Origin of the sequence: Mesorhizobium sp. M7A.F.Ca.AU.002.02.1.1 (genome assembly GCF_003998535.1) — a bacterium.
Taxonomy (GTDB): Bacteria; Pseudomonadota; Alphaproteobacteria; order Rhizobiales; family Rhizobiaceae; genus Mesorhizobium; species Mesorhizobium ciceri.
This window is the reverse complement of record NZ_RZPB01000591.1, coordinates 1-3,747: the sequence shown is the minus strand read 5'-3', so window position 1 is coordinate 3,747 and position 3,747 is coordinate 1. Positions and strand designations below refer to the sequence as shown.

The following is a 3,747-nucleotide window of genomic DNA, read 5'->3' as shown; positions in this document are numbered from 1 at the left end:
CCCCAACCCAATCGGGCTGCATGTGGCCAGGCTCGTCGGGCTCGACCAAAACACCGGCCGCATCGATCTCGACGCCATCGACGTGCTCGACGGCACTCCGGTCATCGACATCAAACCTTATTTCGCCTCGACCGACGCCATTGCCGAGGCGACCATCGAAGGGCGCGACGAGCCCAACGGGGTTCGGCGATGACGGCGCCCACCGGTCGCCGCCGCGCCATCGCCAAGGCGCTGACAGCACTTCTGCCGCTGGCACCCTATGCCGACATGGAGAAGATCCGCGGCGACGCCGGCGCGGTCCACATGAAGACCTTGCCACCAGGCATCGCCGTATGGCTGGCGACGATTGCCCATATCCGCCACATGCACACAGATTACGAGAAACTGCTGAGCGAAGGTTACGACCGCGACTCGGCGCGTTTCTTCGTCATCGAGCAGACCAACGTCGTGCTCACTCGCTGGCGCGCGACGCGCCTGCTCGACGCGGATGACGAGGAGGAATGACCACGGCTACTTCCGCTTAAGCACTGCGACCGCATTATAGGGCTGACCATCGGCCTGGCCGATCCAGGTCCAGGACAGATTTCCCTTGAAAAACCTGACGGTGATGTTGCCGCCGTCGACGCATTTGTCCTGACCGTAGGTGATGCTCTCGTGGTATTCCGCCGAAATGCCGTCACTGGACGTCTGTGACAGCGATCCGCCGCAACCGAGTGACGGATAGTCGATCGACGCGCTGCCATCGTTGATGGTCATGGCGATCGGCCAGTCGGCCCCGGCGTCACCCGCCGGGCTTTGATGGCCGCTGCCGACCCAGGTGCCGCTCAGCGACGGCACCGCGCAAGGCAGGTTCTGGAAGATCGGTGTCAATTCGCTGCCGGTTTTCTCGCAGCGATAGGTCTGCCCGCCCTGGCACAATTCATCGCCTTCGCGCGCGCACTGGGCGCTGGCTTCGCCCGCAGCGGCGAACATCGTCATGGCTGCTATGACGGCCCCAAGCCTGCCCATCTTCCCCCTCCCGTTCAGAGCGCGCAATCTAAGGCAATTCCGATCCAATGTATCGACGAGATCGTCATCGAGGCCGAACAGCACCGGGCGGGTGGCTCTATGCCTTCTGCCCAGCGCCGATAGCCTACTGATCTTGCCTTGCGTGACAGGAAGCCCCAATGAGCCACACGGCGACGACACAGGACGAGAAGCAACTGCCCGTGGTTGGCGACCGCCATGTCGACCCGCATTCCTACCCCGACGGCATCGCCTTTCTCGACGGCCAATACCTGCCGATGTCGCAGGCCAAGATCTCGGTGCTGGACTGGGGTTTTCTGCATTCCGACGCAACCTACGACACCGTGCATGTCTGGAACGGCCGCTTCTTCCGCCTCGATCTGCATCTCGACCGCTTCCTCGGCGGGCTGGAAAAGCTGCGCATGACCATTCCCTTCGACCGCGACGGCGTGACCGAAATCTTGCACAATTGCGTAGCGCTGTCCGGTCATCGCGCCGCCTATGTCGAAATGCTGTGCACGCGCGGCGCCTCTCCGACCTTCAGCCGCGACCCGCGCCAGGCGGTCAACCGCTTCATGGCCTTCGCCGTGCCGTTCGGCTCGGTCGCCAATGCCGAGCAGCTGCAGCGCGGCCTGCGCGTCGCCATCAGCGACAAGATGCGTATTCCGCCGGCCTCGATCGACCCGGCGATCAAGAATTACCACTGGCTCGATCTGGTGCGCGGCCTCTACGATGCCTATGACCGCGGTGCAGAGACCGCGTTGCTCCTCGACTTCAACGGCAATGTCGCCGAAGGCCCGGGCTTCAACGTCTTCTGCGTCAAGGACGGCAAACTGTCGACGCCGGCCACCGGCGTGCTGCCCGGCGTCACCCGCCGCACCGTCTTCGATCTCTGTGCAGAAGAAGGCCTTGCCGCCACGGCGACCGATCTCAGCGTCACCGCATTGCGCGAGGCCGACGAGGTATTCATCACCTCCACTGCGGGCGGCATCATGCCGGTGACGGAGATCGACGGCGCGGCGATCGCCAATGGCAAGGTCGGACCGATCACCAGCCGGCTGATGGCGCGCTACTGGCAAAAGCACGAGGACCCGGCCTGGTCGTCTCAGGTGAATTATCTCCGATAATTCAGGCGTCTTTGTCAAAAGATTCCCGTCGCCTCTGGAAAATCAGAGGATCGACCGTATATGCCCGAAAGCGGAGAAGCCTCCGCTTTCATCCAAAATCACGCCCGCAGGGGCAAGGACTCCAAGATCATGACAAACAAGGTTTGGTTCATCACCGGATCGTCGAAGGGCTTTGGCCGCGTCTGGGCCGAGGCTGCACTCGCCCGAGGCGACCGCGTCGCGGCAACCGCCCGCGATGCTGGCACCCTCGCCGATCTCGTCGAGAAATACGGCGACAGGATTGCCGCGATAAAGCTCGACGTCACCGACAAGAAAGCCGTCGATGCCGCTGTCGCCGAGGCGCACAAGCGTTTTGGCCGGCTCGACGTCGTCATCAACAATGCCGGCTACGGCCATTTCGGCGCCATCGAGGAGGTCAGCGAACAGGAAGCTCGCGACCAGATCGAAACCAATGTCTTCGGCGCTCTGTGGGTCACTCAGGCCGCACTGCCGATCATGCGGGCACAGCGTTCCGGCCACATCATCCAGATCTCGTCGATCGGCGGCGTCAATGCCTTTGCCTCGCTCGGCCTCTACCACGCCTCGAAATGGGCGCTGGAGGCCTTCAGCCAGTCGCTCAGCATCGAGGTCGCGGAATTCGGCATCCATGTGACGCTGGTCGAGCCGGGCGGTTTCTCCACCGACTGGGCCGGGCCGTCGGCCAAGGTATCCCAACCGATCGAGGCCTATGCGCCCGCCCGTGCCAAGATGGCCGAGCGCCGCGCCAATTCGGTCGCCGGCGATCCAGACGCCACCGGGCCGGCCATGCTGGCCATTGTCGACGCCGCCGAGCCGCCGCTGCGGGTATTCTTCGGCGATGGCGGCCTGCCGATGATCAAGCAGGAATACGCCAACCGCATTGCCACCTGGGAGAAGTGGGACGACGTTTCCATCATGGCGCAAGGCGTGAAGAAGAACCGCAAGGGCTGAAGTCCAGCGCTTTTGCTGCGCCGCTCCATGGGCGGCGTAGCCGGCCCTCAGGCTTGATAAATCCACTGCTCCGGCACGCGCAGCGATATCTCTTCGCCTGCCCTAACCGTGCCTGGCTTCTCTACCCAGGTGACAATGCCGCGCAGCCGCTTCGCCGCTTTCGGGAACAGCAGAGCGCCGGCTTCGACGTCGGCCATTCCGGCGTTCTCCGCGATCGACCGGCCGGCGATGCGGCACGGACCATTCTGCGCGTCGACCTTGACTGTCACGCCGCCCTTGAAGAACAGCAGCGTGCCGGCCGGCAGCATGGAGAGGTTCGGCACCCCTTCGATCACAAGATTGGCGCCGATCCACTCCGGCCTGATCTCGGCCAGGCGCATGCGCTCGGCGACGATGGCGAGTTCATCCGCTGCCACGATCGACAGCTGCCGTTCGTTGCGCATTTCAGTGCCGCGCGGATACCAGGGCTCGCGCCCGCCCGAGCGCCGTGTCGGCCCGGCATGGAAATCGCCTGAAATGCCGTCGAAACCCAGCCGCAATTCGTCCACCGGGCGCGTCTGAAAATGATCCGCCGGCGCCACGTAAAGCGCTGCCGCCCTGGCGGCAAGCTTTCGCGCGGCAATGATTTCAACCGGCTTTTCAGCCT

General features: G+C 63.9%; 6 protein-coding genes. 4 read left to right on the top strand and 2 right to left on the bottom strand.

Annotated elements, in window-relative coordinates; translation table 11 throughout:
- Positions 1–193: TrmO family methyltransferase (locus EN879_RS27395; protein ID WP_206521015.1), on the top strand; the 193-nt coding region annotated here is incomplete at its 5' end.
- A complete protein-coding gene (locus EN879_RS27390; protein ID WP_013530931.1) occupies positions 190–504 on the top strand; it encodes a DUF2293 domain-containing protein in 315 nt (104 codons plus the stop codon). The genes EN879_RS27395 and EN879_RS27390, both read left to right, overlap by 4 nt.
- Positions 505–510: 6 nt before the next feature.
- Here EN879_RS27390 and EN879_RS27385 read toward each other — a convergent pair whose 3' ends face one another.
- Entirely contained in the window at positions 511–1,008 is a 498-nt protein-coding gene (locus tag EN879_RS27385; protein ID WP_063168492.1) for a hypothetical protein, read from the bottom strand.
- 158 nt (positions 1,009–1,166) lie between these two features.
- On the opposite strand from EN879_RS27385, the gene EN879_RS27380 reads away from it, so the two are divergent.
- Both EN879_RS27380 and EN879_RS27375 read left to right on the top strand, forming a co-directional pair.
- Positions 1,167–2,132 (top strand): D-amino acid aminotransferase, encoded by a 966-nt coding sequence (locus tag EN879_RS27380; protein ID WP_063168493.1) that lies wholly within the window; start codon positions 1,167–1,169, stop codon positions 2,130–2,132.
- Positions 2,133–2,261: 129 nt separating this feature from the next.
- Complete coding sequence (locus tag EN879_RS27375) at positions 2,262–3,101, top strand: SDR family oxidoreductase (RefSeq protein WP_063170269.1); 840 nt, start codon at positions 2,262–2,264, stop codon at positions 3,099–3,101.
- Between the two features lie 47 nt (positions 3,102–3,148).
- On the opposite strand, the gene EN879_RS27370 is transcribed toward EN879_RS27375, so the two are convergent.
- A partial coding sequence (locus EN879_RS27370) for an MOSC domain-containing protein (protein ID WP_127274360.1) occupies positions 3,149–3,747 on the bottom strand: 599 nt, incomplete at its 5' end.